17 protein-coding genes, 1 pseudogene and 1 riboswitch are annotated in these 18,975 nt (G+C 35.8%); of the genes and pseudogenes, 6 read left to right on the top strand and 12 right to left on the bottom strand.

Annotation, left to right across the window (positions count from 1 at the left end):
- The first annotated feature begins 1 nt into the window (after position 1).
- Positions 2 to 685, top strand: a complete 684-nt coding sequence (locus M1R53_RS00445; RefSeq protein WP_249243187.1) for an ABC transporter ATP-binding protein — start codon at positions 2 to 4, stop codon at positions 683 to 685.
- Positions 669 to 3,149 carry an ABC transporter permease gene (locus M1R53_RS00440; RefSeq protein WP_249242680.1) on the top strand — a complete coding sequence of 827 codons (2,481 nt, stop codon included), beginning with the start codon at positions 669 to 671 and terminating at the stop codon, positions 3,147 to 3,149. Before M1R53_RS00445 ends, M1R53_RS00440 begins: the two co-directional genes overlap by 17 nt.
- A gap of 132 nt (positions 3,150 to 3,281) precedes the next feature.
- On the opposite strand, the gene M1R53_RS00435 is transcribed toward M1R53_RS00440, so the two are convergent.
- Complete coding sequence (locus M1R53_RS00435) at positions 3,282 to 3,632, bottom strand: helix-turn-helix domain-containing protein (protein ID WP_346428865.1); 351 nt, start codon at positions 3,630 to 3,632, stop codon at positions 3,282 to 3,284.
- Between the two features lie 150 nt (positions 3,633 to 3,782).
- Between M1R53_RS00435 and tpx the strand changes: the two genes are divergently transcribed.
- On the top strand, positions 3,783 to 4,295 hold the full coding sequence (gene tpx / locus M1R53_RS00430; RefSeq protein ID WP_249242679.1) for a thiol peroxidase: 513 nt from the start codon (positions 3,783 to 3,785) through the stop codon (positions 4,293 to 4,295).
- Between the two features lie 292 nt (positions 4,296 to 4,587).
- On the opposite strand, the gene M1R53_RS00425 is transcribed toward tpx, so the two are convergent.
- The gene (locus M1R53_RS00425; RefSeq protein ID WP_249242678.1) at positions 4,588 to 5,748 is read right to left on the bottom strand and encodes a M20 metallopeptidase family protein; all 1,161 of its coding nucleotides are present in this window, start codon (positions 5,746 to 5,748) and stop codon (positions 4,588 to 4,590) included.
- An 11-nt stretch (positions 5,749 to 5,759) separates the two neighbouring features.
- Positions 5,760 to 6,704, bottom strand: coding sequence for a 2-keto-3-deoxygluconate permease (locus tag M1R53_RS00420; RefSeq protein WP_249242677.1), 945 nt, complete (start codon positions 6,702 to 6,704; stop codon positions 5,760 to 5,762).
- 307 nt (positions 6,705 to 7,011) lie between these two features.
- Between M1R53_RS00420 and M1R53_RS00415 the strand changes: the two genes are divergently transcribed.
- Positions 7,012 to 7,365, top strand: a complete 354-nt coding sequence (locus M1R53_RS00415; protein WP_019214179.1) for a CidA/LrgA family protein — start codon at positions 7,012 to 7,014, stop codon at positions 7,363 to 7,365.
- Complete coding sequence (locus M1R53_RS00410) at positions 7,365 to 8,030, top strand: LrgB family protein (protein ID WP_249243185.1); 666 nt, start codon at positions 7,365 to 7,367, stop codon at positions 8,028 to 8,030. Before M1R53_RS00415 ends, M1R53_RS00410 begins: the two co-directional genes overlap by 1 nt.
- A 474-nt stretch (positions 8,031 to 8,504) precedes the next feature.
- Here the strand turns inward: M1R53_RS00410 and M1R53_RS00405 are convergent, their stop codons facing one another.
- Together M1R53_RS00405 and pdxR are read right to left on the bottom strand one after the other, a co-directional pair.
- Positions 8,505 to 9,365, bottom strand: a complete 861-nt coding sequence (locus tag M1R53_RS00405) for a DegV family protein (protein WP_249242676.1) — start codon at positions 9,363 to 9,365, stop codon at positions 8,505 to 8,507.
- 42 nt (positions 9,366 to 9,407) lie between these two features.
- The gene (gene pdxR, locus M1R53_RS00400) at positions 9,408 to 10,790 is read right to left on the bottom strand and encodes a MocR-like pyridoxine biosynthesis transcription factor PdxR (protein ID WP_249242675.1); all 1,383 of its coding nucleotides are present in this window, start codon (positions 10,788 to 10,790) and stop codon (positions 9,408 to 9,410) included.
- Positions 10,791 to 10,885: 95 nt separating this feature from the next.
- On the opposite strand from pdxR, the gene pdxS reads away from it, so the two are divergent.
- Entirely contained in the window at positions 10,886 to 11,743 is an 858-nt protein-coding gene (pdxS, locus tag M1R53_RS00395) for a pyridoxal 5'-phosphate synthase lyase subunit PdxS (RefSeq protein WP_249242674.1), read from the top strand.
- A gap of 419 nt (positions 11,744 to 12,162) precedes the next feature.
- Here the strand turns inward: pdxS and M1R53_RS00390 are convergent, their stop codons facing one another.
- The 7 genes and pseudogenes from M1R53_RS00390 to M1R53_RS00360 form a co-directional block, all read right to left on the bottom strand.
- A complete protein-coding gene (locus M1R53_RS00390) occupies positions 12,163 to 12,807 on the bottom strand; it encodes an ECF transporter S component (protein ID WP_249242673.1) in 645 nt (214 codons plus the stop codon).
- 42 nt (positions 12,808 to 12,849) lie between these two features.
- A riboswitch (FMN riboswitch) is annotated at positions 12,850 to 12,964 on the bottom strand.
- 41 nt (positions 12,965 to 13,005) lie between these two features.
- Positions 13,006 to 13,515, bottom strand: coding sequence for a hypothetical protein (locus M1R53_RS00385; protein WP_249242672.1), 510 nt, complete (start codon positions 13,513 to 13,515; stop codon positions 13,006 to 13,008).
- Positions 13,515 to 14,669 carry an NAD(P)-dependent malic enzyme gene (locus M1R53_RS00380; RefSeq protein WP_249243184.1) on the bottom strand — a complete coding sequence of 385 codons (1,155 nt, stop codon included), beginning with the start codon at positions 14,667 to 14,669 and terminating at the stop codon, positions 13,515 to 13,517. The genes M1R53_RS00385 and M1R53_RS00380 overlap by 1 nt, the downstream gene beginning before the upstream one ends.
- A 27-nt stretch (positions 14,670 to 14,696) precedes the next feature.
- Positions 14,697 to 15,731 (bottom strand): annotated as a pseudogene (locus tag M1R53_RS00375) (glycerate kinase); the annotation flags it as partial.
- A complete protein-coding gene (locus M1R53_RS00370; RefSeq protein WP_249242671.1) occupies positions 15,724 to 16,668 on the bottom strand; it encodes an NAD(P)-dependent oxidoreductase in 945 nt (314 codons plus the stop codon). The gene M1R53_RS00370 and the pseudogene M1R53_RS00375, both read right to left, overlap by 8 nt.
- A gap of 281 nt (positions 16,669 to 16,949) precedes the next feature.
- Complete coding sequence (locus M1R53_RS00365) at positions 16,950 to 18,320, bottom strand: sensor histidine kinase (RefSeq protein WP_249242670.1); 1,371 nt, start codon at positions 18,318 to 18,320, stop codon at positions 16,950 to 16,952.
- Positions 18,311 to 18,970: a response regulator transcription factor gene (locus M1R53_RS00360; protein WP_249242669.1), complete on the bottom strand. Its 660-nt coding sequence runs from the start codon at positions 18,968 to 18,970 to the stop codon at positions 18,311 to 18,313. Before M1R53_RS00360 ends, M1R53_RS00365 begins: the two co-directional genes overlap by 10 nt.
- Positions 18,971 to 18,975: the final 5 nt, after the last annotated feature.

The raw sequence follows: 18,975 nt of genomic DNA, 5'->3' as shown, positions 1-18,975 counted from the left end.
GATAGAAATGTTAAAAGTAGAAAAATTAAAAAGATACTACAAAACAAATGACGTTGAAGTAAGAGCTCTTGATGGAGTATCTTTCGATGTGGAAAAAGGAGAATTTATTTCTATAATTGGGGCATCTGGTTCTGGTAAATCAACCCTATTACATTTACTAGGGGGACTTGATTATCCTACAAGCGGAAAAGTTTTAATTGATGATACCGACATTTATGCATTGAAAGATGATGAGAGAACCATTTTTAGAAGAAGAAATATTGGTTTTGTCTTTCAAGCATATAATCTTTTGCCTATGCTAAATGTATATGAGAATATAATTATTCCCTTTGGTCTTGATGGAGACAAGGTAGATAAAAAATATGTTGATTCTGTAATAGACATTCTTGAGATAGGCGATCAAAAAAATAAAATGCCAAACGAATTATCTGGTGGGCAGCAACAAAGAGTTGCCATAGCAAGAGCCTTGGTTACCAAACCATCTTTAATTCTAGCTGATGAACCCACAGGTAATTTGGATTCAAAATCATCTTCTCAAGTTGTTTACTTACTAAAAAAGATTAATAAAGAGCTTGGAAATACTATTCTTATGATTACTCACGATGATGCCGTCGCTCAAGCTGCAGAAAAAACTCTAAGAATAGAAGATGGAAGGCTGGTGGAAAATAATGAAAGTCAAAAATAAAGCTTATATAGTACGTCTGTCAAAAAATATTTTAAATGCAAATAAAAGTAGGAGAAATATTCTCTTATTAGCCATTGCTTTGACTTCTATACTATTTACAAGCCTATTTTCAGTTGCCTTAGGTTTAGGAAAAAGCATGGAAACCCAAACAATGAAAACTATTGGCACAATCAGCCATGGCTCTTTTAAAGAACTTTCTGACAAAGACATAAATATTTTATCCAAGGATAAAGACATAAAGGATTTTTCAGTTAGAGAGAAAGTTGGCATTCTTGATGATGAAAAAGTTATGGCAGAACTATCCTATATGGACAAAAAAGGATTTGAATGGTCTCTAATAGAAAAAGTTAAGGGGAAGTTTCCAGAAAAAGAAAATGAAGTATTTATAGATACAGCAACTGCTAAAAAATTAGGTTATAAGGGTGAAATCGGAGAAGAGATAGAAGTTCCTTTTAAAATAGAAAAACCTTACACGGGAGAGATTATCGAAAAGAAAAGTGATAAATTTATTATATCTGGAACCTTTCAAAATCCTATTGACTCAAATGTTGGTGTAGGACAAATCTATTTATCAAAAGCTTATGTAGATAAATTATCACTTCCAGAAAATAATAATGACGTGGAAGTAATGCTAAAGAATTCCTTTATGATAAGGAATAAGCTTTTAAAAATTGCAGAGAGAAATGGTTATAAAGTTGTAGAGGACCCTGGAAATTTATCTGATAAAGAAATAAGAATTGGTGTTAACTTTGCTTATATTTTTTCTGGTGATAGTAGTTTTGATTTTAAAACATTTTTACCTTTCTTAGCTTTTTTAATTTTAGTAATGATTGCAGGATTTTTAATTATCAATAATATATTTAAAATATCTGTAAATGAAGATATAAATTTAATTGGACTACTTAAAACAATTGGTATGACAAAAGTTCAAGTTAAAAAGCTTGTTCATTTAGAATCTTTTATAGTTTCTATCCCATCTATAATAATAGGAAACGCCATAGGTATTTCTATTGGTAAAATAATTTTAAATAAAATATTTTCTACTAATGTAATGCTAGCGAATATAAATCTATCATTAGCCTTAATATTATTAGTTATACTTTTCTCTACCATATTTACTTTATTAACTGTTTTTCTATCAGTTATGAGTCCAGCAAAATATGCAGCTAAAATTTCACCAATAGATGCTAGTAAGTATAATGAAACTCAAGTAAAAAAGAAATACAAAAGTAATTCTATTTCACTAGGAAAACTTGCAAAAAGACAGGTTTTTTCAAATAAATTTAGATTTGTTTCAATTGTTCTTTCTATGAGTTTATCAGCAGTGATTCTAAATAGTATTTTAACTTATACAAGTAACATAGATTTAGAGAAAGGAATATCAGATGTAATCGTAACGGATTATAATATAGCAAGCCCAAAATATTTTAGGTATATGTACTCAGGAAGTGAGGACGGTATCAAGGATAATTTCATTGATGAAATAGAAAATCAAAAGGGATTTAAAGCTGGGGGAGCCTTATACTATTATGGTTATGAATACTCTTATCCAGATATAAAAATAGAAGACAATAAAGTTGCTCCAATATTATTGGGAATAGATGATTATTTAATAAATAAACAAAAAATAATAGATGGAGAATTTGATAAAGAAAAATGGAAAACAGGAAATTATGTTATTATAGGCGAAAAAATAAAAAATAATTCTGACTATAAAACTGGCGATAAAATAAAAATCAATGTAAAAAACAGGGTCAAAGAAGTCCAAGTTATGGGAAAGATTAATTATAATTTTTCCGATGGATTGAGATATTATCCTATTATCCAGGAAAATCAATTTGATGAGTCTAGCCCTGAGTTAGATTTAGAATATTTTTATTTAAATCCTAATTTGTACAAAGAACTCACAGGCGATAATAGTATAATGTCCTATGGATTTGATGTAGAAGATAGTGAAAAGGAAAATTTTGATAATTTATTAAAATCTTTTGAAAATAACCCAGACTTTTCCTATGACTCAAAAGATCTTCAAATAAAGTCTTTTAAAGATTTCAAAAACCTTATAGAATTTGTGGGTTATAGTTTATCTATAGTATTGTTTTTAATTTCTGTACTGAATTTTATAAATGTTATTGCTACTGAAATTTTGAGAAATATGGTTAACTTATCAATTCTTGAAGCAATTGGAATGACAAAGAAAAATATTAAAAAATATTTGGTGAAAAAGAATTTGATCTATTCTTTATGTGGCTTAGTATTTTCTTTCATCATTATGCTTCTTGTAGATAAATACATCTTGATAGATTTTATGGAACAAACTAAGTGGACTTCCTATAAATTTGTAATCATGCCACTTATACTTGTAAACTTTGTAAATATAATTATTGGGATAATATTTACTGGCAAGTTCTATGAAAAGCACAGCCAAAATAGCCTTGTAGACAGGATTAGAAGTTTAGATTAATATTTTTTGTTAACTAGAAATAAAAACAGGCTATGAGCACTAAACTCATAGCCTTTTATCTATGCCACCTAAAGACTCTATGAACTAGTTTTTTTAAAATCCCTAATTCAATGAGCCTTATAGCCGCGATTTTTAATTATTTTCAATAGGCACAACTGCTAGAGTTTTTCCTAAAGGTTTTAATATTTTAATAAGTGTACTTACTTGAGGACTAGTCTTGCCTGTCTCCATCCTAGCAATGACAGGCTGCTTAACGCCACTTAATTCTTCTAGCTTCTTTTGACTAATGACTTGTTCATTTCTTGCTCTTACTAGTTCATCAATTAATTGAACACGTAAATCACTTTCAAGTATCTCATTTGAACTCATAAGTGAATCCATAAATTCTAAAGCATCATCGCCTAAAGCTTCTTGCCCGCGGTTATTTATGTCTAGTACCATTTCTTTAGCTTCTTTTATAACCATATTATAATCTTTCTTCATAACATTCGCTCCTGCTTCACTATTTACTTAATAATATCCAATTAAAAATGCTTTGTCAAGTACTTTTAAGTTATCATATCCTTTAATATAAATTTATCCGTTTAAAATTTTTAATTTCGGGTAAATAAATTACACTAGGGGGTAATAAATATGAATGAAAGAAAAGGAATAATAACATTTGGCGGTTCACCAGTAACTTTAATTGGTGAAGAAACAAAGGTAGGCAGCAAGGCGCCTGATTTTAAGGCACTTAAGAATGACTTATCAGAGTTTTCTCTTGATGAAGTGAAGGGCAAAGTCGTTATCATCAGCTCAGTTCCTTCAATTGACACACCTGTTTGCGAATTACAAACAAAGAGATTCAACGAAGAAGCCGCTAAGCTTGGTGATGCAGTTGTTTTAACACTTAGCTGCGACCTACCATTTGCTCAATCAAGATTTTGCGCTGCTGATGGCATTGACAAGGTTATAGTTTTATCAGACCACAGAGACCTTGATTTTGGTACAAAGTACGGTCTTGTAATCAAGGAGCTTCGTCTACTTGCAAGAGCCATCACTATCATAGATAAGGACGGCACTATCAAGTATCAAGAAATTGTTAGTGAAGTTACTAAGCATCCTGATTATGATAAGGCTTTGGAAGAAGCAAAAAAACTTATTTAAGCAAATATCTTTTTATATGAAAATAGCTGGGCCATCATGCCCAGCTATTTTTAAATTTGCATTAAATTAAGCCCTTTTGCAAATTTCGATATTAAATCAATTGATTAGTGAAAATCACTTTTCTCACTATTTGCTTAAACAAAAAGTGAAATTATTTATTGTATCCATCTAAATTTTGCAGAGCAATTGGATGAATAAGGCGAAGTGGAGCTTTGAGGCAAGCGCAGCGTACTAATGGTACGTGAGCATTGCCGAAAAGCGAACCAGCCTTAGTCGCCAATTGAATGCAAAATTATTTATTCAAAAATGCTACAGCGCATATACAGAATATCGCCGTACCGTATTTTAATGCATCCTCGTTAAACATAACTTTAGGATTGTGATGAGCTGCTTCACAGCCCCTTACCTTCATATTAAGCATTAGATATGTTGTCTTAACTTTTTCTGCAACGCAGGCCATATCTTCTGATGCCATAATCTTGCTATCTTTAATCGCTTTTAGATCCATATTTTCCTTGATAGTCTCTGCGAAAAATTCTGTTAGCTCTGGATCTGAGTAAAGGCTTGGCACGCCGCTAAAGTAGTCTACTTCGATCTTAGTTTGTGTAAGAACTTCTATTGCCTTCATTGCGTCAGCCATTCTATTTTTCATATACTCTCTTACTTCTGGATTATATGTTCTAAGTGTTCCTTGCATAACGCATTCATTTGGGATAATGTTTGAGTTGCTTCCAGCTACGAATTGGCCAAATGTTAGTGTAGCGACCTTATTTGGATCCTTTTCTCTCGCTATTAGCTCCATAAATTGTGTATATAATAATACTCCTGCATATATTGGGTCGTGAGCTGTGTGCGGATAAGCACCGTGTGAGCCTTTTCCAACGATAGTGATCTTGAAGTTATCGCAAGATGTAGTCATATATCCAAGATTGTATCCAAAAGAGCCCAGTTCTTCGTCAAGCGATGTATGCATTGCAAGAGCTGCGTCTACATGAGGATTTTCAAGTATGCCATGCTCTATCATAAAGCGTGAGCCCTTAAAAATCTCTTCAGCTGATTGGAACATAAGTTTTACCTTACCCTTGAAGCTATCCTTATTGTCATTTAAAATCTTTGCTGCGCTTAAAAGCATTGCAGCGTGAATATCGTGGCCACATGTGTGAGCGTAGCCATTAGTCGCCTTGAATGGCAAATCATTATCTTCAGCCATTGGGAGTGCATCCATGTCAGCTCTTAATAAGATGCATTCGCCGTCTTTACCCGAGTCGATGATAGCCGATACACCAGAGTTACCATATCTTACAGGTTCTAGACCTATCTCCTTAAGCTTTCCTTCGACATAGTCGCAAGTTTTTTCAACCTCTAGACCAATTTCAGGCATTTGATGAAGATCGCGTCTCATCTTTATGGTTTCATCTTGCATTTTTTCTGCTAATTCATAAAATTTATTCATAATTCCTCTCCTTAATATTTGTTTATCTCTAAACCCTTTTTCTTTGCAAGCATCTTCACAAGTATAGGTGTGATAACTGAAGTGATTACAACAGCTAGAGCTATTTGCGAAGCACTTTGACTAGCGATTGATGCTAGATAATCAGAATTTTGTGATAAAATTAATGGTACTGAAACAGTTAGTCCAGCAACCGAAGACATTCCAAGTGCGCTAACGCCAGTACTCTTAAGCACTTTAATTTCAAATAAGAATATTGGAAGCGCTATAAGCACGTAGAAAATAATTACTAAAACAATTCCTTGTACACCTGATTTGAATGATTCAATTAGATTAATTCCGGTTCCAAAGCTCCATCCCATAAATGGTGTAAGCATAGTAGTTGAACCTTTGAAAATATTTGCAAATTCTTTATCAAAGTTCGCTACCAAAATACCCAAAACAAGAGGTATAAGCGTTGAAATTATCGGTGAAAAGTCAATAGCTTGCGATTGAGCAACAGAATACACTATGATTGGAAAAACTGGTAAACATAAAAGGCCAGTCAAACCAAAAGCGCTCTCATCAGTCTTTGTCGCATAGTCCTTAGTCAAGGCCAAGTAAAGTGATGGGTTTAGTGATGCCAAAATGCATACAAAACTTAGTAGGCTGATGCCAAATACACCTGTTTCGCCGAAAAATTTGAAAAATAATAATGAAAATACCATACATAAAATAATTTTCACAAGAAGCATAAGTCCTTGTTTTTTCAAAACCTTTGCAAGGCTCTTAAAATCAAGTGATGTCGCTGAACAAAATGTTATTAAAGCAACGATGTAGTTAATTCCTTTTTTAGTAAATAAAGCCTCAGTAAGTCCTCCGATGTAGAATAAATTTGGCCAAAATGTTGCAAATACCGCGCTTATAAGCATTGGTATCAAAAGCAAGCCACCAGGGACTTTTTTCATAAATTTGTACATAATTCACCCTCCTTTGCACATTAATATTTTACCCTAAAACAATATTTTGCAAACAAAAAAACGCTCGGCCAATGAACGTTTTTTTAGGTGGTGTAAATTATGTGTCCAAGATTATTCTTACAATTAATTATAATATAGAACATAATTCTTGAAATGTCAATGGATTTAGCTAAATTACTCACTTGTATAACAAATTACAATACATGGCCCACTTAGTATAGATAAAATTTATAATTATAGTAAAAAATTTTTATTTTTCATAAACGCATATTAATGGTATACTATTTAAGAATAGGAGTGATTTTTTTTGAATACAATATTTGGAATAATAATCGTGGCGGCGGTGACACTTGTGAGCGACTATCTCTCAAAAACCTTGCCAGTCTCGATGCCAGCAAGCATTTACGGCATAATAATACTTTTTTTGCTTCTGCAAATGGGCCTCGTTAAAAAAGAAAAAGTCGAAGGCGTGTGCAAATTTTTGATTAAAATAATGCCGCTAACTTTTATACCGAGCGCAGTTGCACTTATTGACAGCTTCATAGACCTTAAAGTCATCATAGTCCCAGTTCTAGTCGCAATCGTTTTCTCGACAATTTTCGTTATGGCAACAACAGGAAAATTTTGCGAAACGCTATTAAAGATAAGGAAGGTGAAGTGATGACAGCCATTTTCATGCTTTTACTAACAGCACTTCCATATTTTTTCTTTGTTTACATAAAAAAGAAGCTTAAGTGGTCTTTTATCAATCCGCTTCTATTTGCAATAGCTGTCGATATGGCAGTGCTTTTGAGTTTTAAAATTGACAGCAAAACTTATGCATCGGGCGCAAAATATGTTACGCTATTACTAACACCGGCAACCATTGCCCTAGCCTTTCCTTTGTATGAAGAACTAAAAACCATAAAAAAAGACATAGTCCCAATACTTATGAGCATAGTCTTCGGCGTATTCTCTTCAGTTTTGACAGTTTTTGCAATTTATAAGATATTTGTGCTTGAAAAAGTGCATTTTGCAACGCTTTTGCCAAAGTCCATCACCACAGCTATAGGCATAGACGTTTCTAGATCGATGGGCGGCATCGTTTCAATTACAGTATTTACGATAATATTTACAGGCATATTCGGAGCCATGGTGAGTGATGCTGTTTTTAAAATTATGAAAATTAAATCAGACGTTGCTAAGGGAGTTGCCTTGGGAAGCGCATCGCACGCGATAGGTACAGCGAAGGCAAATAATATGAATGAATTGACTGGTGCGGCGAGCTCGATGAGTTTGGTGATTAGCGGGATATTGAGTGTTATCATACTTCCTTTTTTCATATAATTTTGCGTTCGTGCGAAGCACCAAGGTTCTCGTCCGTTTGGACGAGGTTCTTCAAACTAGCCCTTACGCTCATTCGATTTTCGGCAATGCTCGAGTACTTGTACGTACACTCCGCTTGCCTCAAATCTCCATTTCGCGTAATCATCTAGTTTTTCCAGCAAAATTTGTTTGTGCAGGTTCTTTGACATGGATAAGATTATTTCGCCTCATTCATCCTAGCGTAAAGGTTCTTGTCCGTTAGGACAAGGTTCTTCATTGCTGCAAAAAATTTGTTTGGCGATGATTCATTAACAAGGGTAAAATTGCTTCGCCTTATACATCATAGCGCAAAGGTTCTCGTCCATTTATGGGCGGGGTTCTTCACTTTCTTTGCAAAACCAATTACACTGAGTTAATTTATTGTAAAAAGAAATTAAAATATACAAGAAGGGACAGATTTGCTCTGTCCCTTCTTATATCTTATAAAGCTATTAACTATAGTTCAAAATTCTTTATAGTACATATATGCACCGTACCAGGTCCTGTATGAGCGCCTATGCATACCGCAAATGGGTTTAGCTTTATCTCCATGTCTGGATACTTTTCTACGAGTAGCTCCTTTACCTTATTTGCAAGGTCTTCGCAGTCCGCATGACATACGTATATCGTGTTAGCGTACAAGTCATGACCCACTTCATTTTCGAAAAAATCAACAGTTCTTGCAATGGCTCTCTTAGTACCTCTAACCTTGTCTTCAGTGTAGATCACGCCATCAGAGTGCACATCAAGCACAACCTTCATATTGATCAGGTTACCAATTGCAGCACTTAGCTTTGAAACCCTGCCGCCCCTTTGCAAGTACTCAAGCGAGTCCACGAAGAATACATACCTTGTATTCTTGACAAAGCCATGTGCATAAGCCTTAAGCTCATCAAAAGTCTTGCCTTCTTGATTAAGCTTTGCTAGAGATAAAACCTGCAAGCCTTGGCCCATAGACGCACCACGCGAGTCAACAAGCATAAGCCTATCGTCACCTATACCAAGCGAGTTCTTCGCAAGCACAGCGTTGTTATATGTAGAAGACATGCCAGTCGACAAAGATACATATATAGCCTTGTCATACTTTTCCAAAACTTCCTTGAATTTCTCCTCATACTCATTGGGAGCTATGGCACCAGTTTTGTAAACAGCCCCCTGCCTCATATCGTCATATATCATCTTGCCACTTATGTCCACACCATCAAGGTAAGTTTCGTCACCCTTCATGATGACTATGGGCATGATGTCTATGTCATATTCACTTGCTAATTCATAGCTTATGTCCGAAGCTGAATCCGTTATAATTTTGATGCTCATGGTATCCTCCTTAGCTTTAACTAAATATATTATATGATAAAATTATAGATTTTTCAAGTTTTTAATAGTATCAAGAACTATAGCCGCAGCAGACTCAAGCTCTTTCTCACTCATAAGGCCATAGCCAAGTAAAAGAGCATCTTCACTTACGCTTTTTTTGCCAAAAGTGTAGCTCGATATAGTTTCAGCCTTGACACTTCTCTTATCAAGCATTTGAACTAGCCTACTGTAATCATCAAGACCACTCATATAAAGCTTAAGGTGCATACCAGCCATGGAGTCCACAAGCCTAATGCCAGAAGCGTCCTTGAGAGCGTCTAAGAGCGTAAGCCTCTTTCTGTTGTAGATACCCTTCATTCTGTTGAGCTGCCTTTCAAAGTGGCCCTCCTTCATAAAGTCCTTCACGAGAATTTGGACAATGTTTGAAACAGGCGAGTTCATGAGTGGCCTTATGCCATGGTACTCGTGCAAAAGTGCGTTTGGTAAGACCATGTAGCTCACCCTTAAAAGCGGGCTTATGGACTTAGAAAAGTTTCCTATGTAGATTACCCTATCCATCTCATCAAGGCTCTTTATTGGGGATATGGCTCTGGGTGCATAACGAAATTCACTGTCGTAGTCGTCCTCAATAATGTAGCGGCCACTTGCAGCATTCGCCCAGTTTAAGAATTCCAGCCTTCTTTTGATAGGCATGACAGTCGCAGTTGGAAACTGGTTAGATGGCGTAAGTAGTGCAAGCTCGCAGTCCGCCTTTAGAAAGTTTTCAAAGCTCATACCACTTTCATCGATGTCAATCGGCTCGTAGGCTATACCATTGACCCGTAAAAGCGTCTCCAAAACCTTGTAGCCCGGGTTCTCCAAAGCAAGCTTCACCTTGTTTTGCAAGATTAAAAAGAGAGTCATAAGTAGGTACTCAAGGCCCGAACTTATAATGATATTGTCTTCATTAGTCTTGATGCCCCTCGCCTTGAATAGATAGTTTTTAATCTCGTGCCTAAGACCATAGAGCCCTTGGTAGTCTCTTTCGTAGAACTCAGTGTCATAGATGAGCTCCTGAGTAAATATCTTTCTAAATCTATCTATAGGGTAGGACTCAGGATCGCCCTGTGTAATTAAAAATGAGTACTTATAAGACTTCTTCTCCTTACGCGTGCTTATCTCTACATCATCATGCTTAAGAGTGTATATAGTTCCTATGTCATTGACGAAGTAGCCACGCTTCTCCTCGCTCCTTATGTAGCCTTCAGAGATCAGCATCTCGTACGCACTTGTCACCGTGTTCACCGCAACAGATATGTCCCTTGCAAGAGTCCTCTTCGAAGGCAGTTTCTCTCCTTTTTTGAAGCGTCCTTCAAGTATTGCATCCTTAAAATATTCATATATCTGTTCATAAATAGGCCTATCGCTTTTTAAATCTATTTGCATAGCTCCTCCTATCTGGTACCATCAAAATAATCATAATTGGTACTTTTAATTATACCATAATTCAAGTATAATTGCTATAAAAGAGGAGGAATATTATGAATAAAAAATTTTTAGACTTTACAAATACACTTAAGGGCGGCGTCATCATGGACGTTACTAATCCTGAGGAAGCGAAGATTGCCGAAAGTGCTGGAGCATGCGCTGTCATGGCACTTGAGAGGGTACCTGCGGACATCAGACGCGAAGGCGGCGTTGCTAGAATGAGCGATCCACAAATGATTTTGGAGATAAAAAAAGCCGTTAAAATCCCTGTTATGGCGAAGTGCAGAATCGGTCACTTTGTTGAAGCAGGGGTTTTGGAAGCGCTTGGCATTGACTACGTCGATGAATCAGAAGTTTTGTCAAAGGCTGATAACGACAATCACATAGACAAATACCAATTCGACGTGCCATTTGTTTGCGGTGCAAGAGATCTTGGCGAAGCACTTAGAAGGATCGAAGAAGGTGCATCGATGATTAGAAGCAAGGGTGAAGCAGGTACAGGCGACGTTGTACAAGCTGTAAGCCACTTAAGACAAATACTTGGCGGTATCTCGCTACTTGTTTCAAAAAGAGAAGACGAGCTATATACTTTTGCAAAAGAATATAGAGTTAGCTACGATATAGTAAAATACGTTCACGACAACAAAAGACTACCTGTACTTAACTTCTCAGCTGGCGGTGTCGCAACACCTCAAGACGCAGCACTAATGAGAAGACTTGGTGCTGAAGGTGTCTTCGTTGGAAGCGGTATATTTAAGAGCGAAGACCCAGAAAGAAGAGCTAAGGCAATAGTTAAGGCAGTGAAAAATTATGAAGATAATAAGATTATAGCTGAGGCAGCGACTGGATTAGGTAAGGCTATGTTTGGGATTAATGAAGATGAACTTGCTGTTCACATGTCCGACAGATAAAATTTCACGCCCGTGCGAAGCACCAAGGTTCTAGGGGACCCATCCAAAGCTATGCTTTGATGATGGGTGAGGTCCTTCAAACTGCGCCTAAGGCTCTCGGCCATAAGGACGAGGTTCTTCAATTTGTTTGGCTATGACTCATTGACAAGTGTAATTAATTTGTGAAAATTATAAATTTTATGTAAAAATAAAGGATAGAGTTTTATTTCTCTATCCTTTATCGTTATTTGTGTTAAATTATTTAATTAATTTGATTTAGAATTTTCTTTGTTTATTAATCAATCTATACACATTAATTTTGCTGGAAAAATGCGATGATTACGCGAAATGGAGCTTTGAGGCAAGCGGAGTGTACATATAAGTACTCGAGCATTGCCGAACAAGCGAATGAGCGTAAGGGCGCATTTTAACGCAAAATCCTAAATTCCGCTTCTTAAATAAATTATCAGTGCAATCAGTGCCATTAACACTACAAAGCTCGCCATCTTAATTACATTCCAAGTAGCATTTTTACCTGTGTGTACCTCTTCTGTAAGTCCAGCGCCTGCTAATGCGCTCTTGATTGGTTTATACAAAAGTATGATAAGTGCTGCGTTTACTCCGCCTTTGATTAAATTAAATGGTATGATAACTGGCATAAGTTTTATGACTTCTGCTCTTGGAAAGCCTGTATATATCGGTGTTACAACTAGGTTCCAAAGTGCCATAACTACTGTTAGCGACAAAACTGCGCAAACTAGTGACAAAACTGCTCCCTTTGTTGTTCTTTTTCTGTGGTAGATAGCTGCTGCTATACCTGAGAACGAAAGTGTTGCGATGATGTTCATCAATGCGCCCCAAGGTCCTGACTCTGAGAATGTTACCATCTCAACCACTACTTCGATAACTGCTGCAAGTATTGCAACTAGTGGTCCAAAGATGAATCCTGCTGTTGTTAGTATGACGTCTTTTGGGTCATACTTTAAGAATGGTAGTGATGTGATTGGAAAGCGAATTATCGCTGTTAAAACTATTGCCATAGCGGCAACTGCTGCAATTAATGTGATTTTTTTTGCTCTTGACATAAAAAAAACACCCTCCTTAATGATTATTCAACTAATAACCTTTAAGATCTTTTTCCGTCCTGACTATACAGTCGGCACCTGAATCTCACAGGTTCTGCAAATGCTCGCGGGCTTTACCGCCGGTTAAAAGGAATTTCACCTTACCCCAAAGTATTAGATGTACTTTTATTATAGTCCTCTATATAGACTTTGTCAAGGCTAAATATAAAATTCAAGGCTCATCACAGCTTTGCTTCCCTTATTCACTTTATAATAGCGAAGTTCGTGGTACCAATTTGTAAATATTTTTAGATAAATTTCTCCCATGCTTATGGCGTAGCCTGTGACTATAACCCAATGTGCGCTTTTTATTGATTCTATCAAAAGCATGGCTGTGATATGTCCTTCGTCGATGGCTTTTACCATGTCCATGGTTTTTGGGAAATATTTTCTTTTAATTTTTACGCTTGTCTTTCTATTTTTAATAATTTTTTTCACGCGCGGCTCCATAAATAGTACTGGACCCGATTTTATATATCTATAAATTTCATCAAAAGTGACTTCACTAAAACCCATCATCTTTAATATGTTGGTGGCTGTGGTGAATGCGCAGTGATTATTGAGCCCCGTCTTATCAAAATCTTCGGTAATAGAAAGTGATGCCGGATCAATACCCAGCATCACTTCTTTATCTAATTTATCTAATTTTTTAATAAATCCGTAGCTCATTACTCTCTGTATGCGTCATAAACTGCTTTTGCAACGACTTTTGGAACTCTTTCGTCGAACATATCTGGCATGATGTGACTGGCTGTTAGGTCCTCATCTGATACAAGTCCAGCGATTGCATGTGCTGCAGCAACTTTCATATCGAAAGTGATTGTCTTTGCACGTCTATCAAGTGCTCCTCTGAATATGCCCGGGAAGGCTAAGGAGTTATTGATTTGGTTAGGAAAATCGCTTCTACCTGTTCCAACTACTTTAGCTCCAGCTTCTTTTGCTTCGTCTGGATAAATTTCTGGAACTGGATTTGCCATAGCAAAAACTACTGCGTCTTTGTTCATTGTCTTAATCATGTCTTTTGTAAGAACTCCAGGAGCTGAAACGCCTATGAATACGTCAGCGCCTACCATTGCGTCTTTAAGTGTGCCTTGTTCGTTATTTGGATTTGTCTTTTCAGCTATTTCTGCCTTGATCCAGTTATTCTTTTCATTTCCTCTATAGATAATGCCCTTTGAGTCGCAGATAAGTATATTCTTAACGCCTAGGTTAAGCATCATATAAGCGATGGCGATGCCTGCTGCGCCGCTACCATTGATAACTACTTTAAGGTCAGCGTATTCTTTTTTAATAAGTTTGCATGCGTTGATAAGTGCAGCTGTTACGACGATGGCTGTGCCATATTGATCGTCATGAAATACTGGTATATCAAGCATCTCATCTAGTTTTCTCTCTATCTCAAAGCATCTAGGCGCACTGATATCTTCAAGGTTAATGCCACCAAAGCCTGGAGCGATGTTTTTAACTGTATTTACGATTTCGTCAACGTCTTGTGTATCAAGCATGATAGGGAAAGCGTCAACATTACCAAACTTTTTGAATAGTATGGACTTTCCTTCCATAACTGGCATACCTGCCTTTGAACCGATATTACCAAGGCCAAGAACTGCTGAACCGTCTGTAACTACAGCGATAAGATTGCCTTTTGCAGTGTATTTGTATTGAAGTTCTGGATCTTCGTGAATAAGCTTGCAAGGCTCGGCAACGCCTGGTGTGTAAGCAAGTGCAAGGTCATGTGCATTGTTTACCTCAACCTTTGGAACTACTTCTAATTTACCTCTTTTTTCTTCATGAAACTTAAGTGCTTCTTCTTTGTAAGCCATGTCATCCTCTCCTTTTAAATAATTATTGATTATCTTTGCCGCTCTATCAAGTGACTCGGAGTCGTATGTAAGGTCTATCATCCTAGTAAAGCCTTGCTCGATAAAAGAGGCTTTCTCCTCTTCAGCGTCAAGCGCAAGACCGATAATCTCTTTGTCATATTGTTTTGCCTTGTTCAAGACAAGTGCCCTAAAGCTTTCTTTTCTTAACTTTAAGGACAGATAGTCGTCAACTAAGATTATTATATCACTTTTTTGAGTAATATTGTCAAAATTAAAATATTTTTCTAAAAATTCTCCCAAATCGACTACTTTTGCATTTAAAAATTTAATTAGGCTAAGCATGGATCCGCCTCCAGCACCTGCCGCTTCAACGCTTTTAACTTTGAAGTCAAAATGGTTTTGCAAAAGATACTGAAAATTCTCCATATTACGCTCGAAAATCTCAAGTATCAGATTGTCCTTGATGAGCCTGTTTTGATAAGTAGTGCCTCTGTAGCCGATGAAGCGCGTTTTGGAGTACTTGAAGACGATAAAATCAACGCCCTTAATCAAATTATCCAGCTCAGTCGTGTCAAAGCGCTTGATCTTGTAGATGTCTCTCGTCTCTTTCACTTCTTCGTCTAAAACGTTATAAAATTTCACGCCCATGGCACGCAAAAAACCTACAGCAGCGTCATTGACTCCACTTCCACCCACGCTGATGGTGATCTTTTTCTCGCCACTTTCAATAAGTTTTTTCACAAGAGCGCCTGCTAAATAACTTGTAGAATTAAGTTCGCCCTTCATCTTGTAATTTACTATGCTTGAGAAGGAGACGATAACTCTGTCGTCGTGACGAAGGTACTTTAATAGTTTTTCTTCGCCCGCTTCGTTCATTACCGTAAGCTCCTCGACTTTAAAGGATTTTAAATCCTCTGTCGCCTCATAAATGTTGCCATAGCCGTCTGGAAGCGCGTATATATCTACATCGGCATCTATTTTCCCTTCTATCGCCTTAAGTAGCTCCAAGGAAGAAATTCCTGAAATAAAGGAGCCAGCGATGAGTGCGACCTTCTTAGACAATTCTGTTTAAGCTCCTTCCATTAACATATGCATCGATATTGTCATAAATAACTTTGTAAAGCCTTTGCCTTGCTTCAAGTGAAGCCCAAGCGATGTGTGGCGTGAAAGCCGCATTATCAAGCTCATATAGCTTATTGTCCTTAGTCATAGGTTCAGGCGCAGAAACGTCCGAAGCGTAGAAAGCGACCTTGCCATTCTTAAGAGCGTCAGCTAAATCAGCCTCGTTGATAAGGCCGCCACGTGCTGTGTTTATGATGATGGCTGTGTTTTTCATAAGCGCAAGACTATTTTTATTGATAATTTCTTTTGAATCTTTATTCATTGGCGCATGCAAACTAATTATGTCCGCTTCTTTGAAAAAGTCTTCAAAATCGCGGAAGAAGTCGCCATTTGCATGGTGACCCGCTACCTTCAAAGCGATGACCTTCATGCCAAGAGCCCTATAAGCATCAGCTACTTTTTGGCCGATGTCACCATAGCCCACAATGCCAGCTGTTTTGCCAGCAAGCTCGTGAATAGTGCCTAGGAAGAAATTAAAGTCTTGACTGTCCACCCATGCTCCCTCACGAACCTTTTTTGCATAACTATAGACATCGTTAGTCGCATTTAGTAAGTGAGCAAGAGTTAGCTGTACAACTGAGTAAGTTGAGTAGCTAGGAACGTTCGCTAGACCTATACCAAGCTCCTTAAGCGCATTTAGGTCAAGGTTATCGAAGCCAGTCGCAGCCTCGGCGATGAACTTAACCTTAGTGCCCTCAAGCTCAGCTTTACCAAGCTTTACCTTGTTTGTGATGACGATGTCCGCATCTTTGATTCTTTCTTTTATATCAGATGGATTAGTTCTATCGTATGTAATAAATTCGCCAAGATCCTTGAATATAGCAGTATCAATGTCGCCCGGATTTGAATTGTACATATCTAAGAAAACAATCTTCATAAATATCACCTCTAATGTATAGCTACCCAAAAAGAATTGATTTTAAACGGTGAGGTGTGTTTGTAAAGGCAAAATCAAAACCTTGTAAGCTCAAAGCTTAAATATTACTGATAATGTAACTCGGATTATAATGGAAACATTTGTAAAAAATAAATTAAATAATAATTCTAAGTGCTTTGTGCTTGGAAAAAAATCAGACCATAACTTACTTATTATGGTCTTTTTATATAAATCAAATATAATAAAATAAAGAAATTTGATATTATAGTAATATTCTCTATTTATTTCTTTACAGGTAGTAATATGCTTACTTTGGCACCGATTTCATCAGTTCTATTTTCTAAAACAAGGCTTCCTCCGTGCATATCAATAATTTGTTCGGCAACAAATAATCCGATTCCATAGTTTTCTTTTGAATGCCTACTTTTGTCTCCTTGATAGAATTGATCTTTTGCATATAAGAGGTCTTCACCTGTAAATCCATGTCCTTGATCTAATATTGATATTTCGAGCTTAGCAGCTTTGGAACATATAATTAAATTAATAGTTGAGTTTTTAGGACTTTGCTCCTTGGCATTACTTAAAATATTTAGAAAGGCTCGTTCAAAATTTTTCAAATCTACTATTAAAACATTATTCTCATAGTTAATATCTTCTAAAAGATTTAACTTATAAGTTGATGTAAATTCTTTAGCTAGCTTTTCAATGTTTTCGACAAATTTTTCTGTCTTAATTTCATTAAAATTTAATTCATTTGCTTGATTAGATTTATTAACAAGCATTAAAGTTTCGACATATTTATCAATACGGCTTGTGTTTTTTCTAATATAATTTAGATATGTTTCTTGTTCTTCTGTTAGGTTTGTTTCTCCTAATAATTCTGAGTTTCCCTTTATAATTGAAACTGGAGTTTTTATATCATGGCTTAATGCTGAAATCTGATTTCTTTTTTTCTCTTCCTCTCTCCAATTTGTTCTTAAAGATTCACTTAACCCTAACTTTATTTTTTCTAAACTTTCTAATATGACATTAAATTCCTGAACATTTGACTTTTTAACTTGAAAATCTAAGTTTTGTTTCCTGATTTCTTCCGAAGCTTCTAGCAAAGGATTTAATTCTTTCGATATTTTCTTTGCCCAAATTAATGTGATAGTAATAATACTAATAAAACAAAATATTATCAGTAAAGTTAGTAATAAAATATTTATTTGTGGTAGATTTTTTTGCATCCAAGGACTTTTATAAAAAGGCTTTAGGTCATAAGCTACAAGTACATATCCATCTGATCTCTGTATTTCCATAAAGGATAAGTTGGAATTAGAATTAACAGAGCCCTTATGATAATTAAAGGCTATATCTTGGATATTCTTATTCATATTTGTTTCTATAACTTTTTCGTCTTTTGATAGAAATAGATAAGATGTATTATCTGGAAGTAATGATTTTTCGAATTTTTTTGAAGTGGCAATATCTGTTCTTTTTTTAAGAATTAAATTCTCAATATAGTTCGCAGGAAATATCCACTTAAATTGGTAAGAAGCAGATATAAAAGCCATTATTAATCCAACAGAGATTACTAGTCCTAGTGCAATACTTAACAAATATTTAAAAAGTATATTTTTAAGAGATTGACCTTTTGATTTTAATTCCATTTATATCCGATCCCCCATACTGTTTCAATTGGATTTTTCCCATATTTTTGAAACTTTGCCCTAATATTTTTTACATGTTCTGATATTGCAGATGCATCTCCGATACCATCAAATCCAAAGATAAGCTCATATATTTGCTCTCTTGAAAATACTTGTCCTTTTCTTTTTGCCAGTAATTCTGAAATTTGATATTCAGATTTTGTCAAATGAACTTTTTCATCTCCTACAAAGACTTCATTGGAAGATAAATCAAAACGAATCTCACCGAGATTTAAACTACTGTGTCGTTCTCTTTTTTCTCGTCTTAAATGTGCTTCGACACGAGCTAGGAGTTCTGCTGCACCGAATGGTTTCGTGATGTAATCATCCCCACCGATTAATAAGCCTTCAACTATATCTTCTTCCATAGTTTTTGCTGTTAAAAAAAGAATAGGACAGTCTACTTTATTGCGTATTTCTTTGCAAAAGCTAATTCCGTCAATACCTGGCATCATAACATCAAGTAGAATCAAATCATATTTACTAAGCTTGCTATTATCAATGTCTAAAGGGTTTTGGTATATATCGACTTGATGCTTATTCTTTTTCAAAATGTTTCTTATTAGATCAAGCATATCTAACTCGTCATCAACTGCAAGAATTAAAGACATTCCAT

Source organism: Fenollaria massiliensis (genome assembly GCF_023347705.1).
GTDB lineage: Bacteria > Bacillota > Clostridia > Tissierellales > Peptoniphilaceae > Fenollaria > Fenollaria massiliensis.
Note: the sequence above shows the minus strand (reverse complement) of the source record. Positions and strands in the feature narration are given on the sequence as shown.

Coding starts and splice junctions, on each gene's coding strand:
- M1R53_RS00425 (WP_249242678.1), bottom strand. CDS start 5,748: ATGAATAAATTTTATGAATTAGCAGAAAAAATGCAAGATGAAACCATA.
- pdxR (WP_249242675.1), bottom strand. CDS start 10,790: ATGCAAATAGATTTAAAAAGCGATAGGCCTATTTATGAACAGATATAT.
- M1R53_RS00420 (WP_249242677.1), bottom strand. CDS start 6,704: ATGTACAAATTTATGAAAAAAGTCCCTGGTGGCTTGCTTTTGATACCA.
- M1R53_RS00440 (WP_249242680.1), top strand. CDS start 669: ATGAAAGTCAAAAATAAAGCTTATATAGTACGTCTGTCAAAAAATATT.
- M1R53_RS00370 (WP_249242671.1), bottom strand. CDS start 16,668: ATGAAGATTGTTTTCTTAGATATGTACAATTCAAATCCGGGCGACATT.
- M1R53_RS00360 (WP_249242669.1), bottom strand. CDS start 18,970: ATGTCTTTAATTCTTGCAGTTGATGACGAGTTAGATATGCTTGATCTA.
- M1R53_RS00405 (WP_249242676.1), bottom strand. CDS start 9,365: ATGAGCATCAAAATTATAACGGATTCAGCTTCGGACATAAGCTATGAA.
- pdxS (WP_249242674.1), top strand. CDS start 10,886: ATGAATAAAAAATTTTTAGACTTTACAAATACACTTAAGGGCGGCGTC.
- M1R53_RS00380 (WP_249243184.1), bottom strand. CDS start 14,669: ATGGCTTACAAAGAAGAAGCACTTAAGTTTCATGAAGAAAAAAGAGGT.
- M1R53_RS00410 (WP_249243185.1), top strand. CDS start 7,365: ATGACAGCCATTTTCATGCTTTTACTAACAGCACTTCCATATTTTTTC.
- M1R53_RS00385 (WP_249242672.1), bottom strand. CDS start 13,515: ATGAGCTACGGATTTATTAAAAAATTAGATAAATTAGATAAAGAAGTG.
- M1R53_RS00435 (WP_346428865.1), bottom strand. CDS start 3,632: ATGAAGAAAGATTATAATATGGTTATAAAAGAAGCTAAAGAAATGGTA.
- tpx (WP_249242679.1), top strand. CDS start 3,783: ATGAATGAAAGAAAAGGAATAATAACATTTGGCGGTTCACCAGTAACT.
- M1R53_RS00390 (WP_249242673.1), bottom strand. CDS start 12,807: ATGTCAAGAGCAAAAAAAATCACATTAATTGCAGCAGTTGCCGCTATG.
- M1R53_RS00365 (WP_249242670.1), bottom strand. CDS start 18,320: ATGGAATTAAAATCAAAAGGTCAATCTCTTAAAAATATACTTTTTAAA.